General features: G+C 45.0%; 1 protein-coding gene. It reads right to left on the minus strand.

All coding sequences use genetic code 11. From position 1 onward, the window contains the following. Nucleotides 1-82: 82 nt before the first annotated feature. Nucleotides 83-593: type I glutamate--ammonia ligase (locus ACS8FD_RS22725; protein WP_459252177.1), on the minus strand; the 511-nt coding region annotated here is incomplete at its 5' end.

Below are 593 nucleotides of genomic sequence, written 5' to 3' on the forward strand. Positions count from 1 at the left end.
CGGAATATTGCGCTTATTATTAGACGGCTTGTTCGGCTGAGCATTTTGCTCCATAGGCGGTGTAACATTGCTATTTGACATATTAGACATCCTGTAAATAGGTGAGGTATTCAAGGTTAGTAACTTGCTGAGCAAAGCGCTTGGCTTCTTGTTTTTTGACAGCGATTAACAGCTCAATCATCTCACTTGGGAACAATGAGTCGATTAAATCACTATTTTCAAACTTACGAATGGCTGATAACCAGTCTAAAGGTAACGTTTTAAGCTCACTATCGTCATAAGTGATACTGTTGATGGGTTCTGGGACTTCAAGCTTGTTTTCAATACCATATAGCATGCCTGCCAAGACTGCGCTACAGACTAAATAGGGGTTGGCATCTGCACCAGACACGCGATGCTCAATCCGGCGTGCTTTAGAGTCGCCGCCTGGGATACGTACGGCTGCCGTACGGTTTTCGTAGCCCCATGAGATATTATTTGGTGCCAGTGTCCCTGGAGTAAAGCGGCGATACGAGTTGACGTGCGGTGCAAATAATATGGTGCAATCTGACATGGTTTTTAGAAGGCCAGCTACCGCATGACGTAGCATATCT

Source organism: Psychrobacter sp. 1U2 (assembly GCF_051847575.1).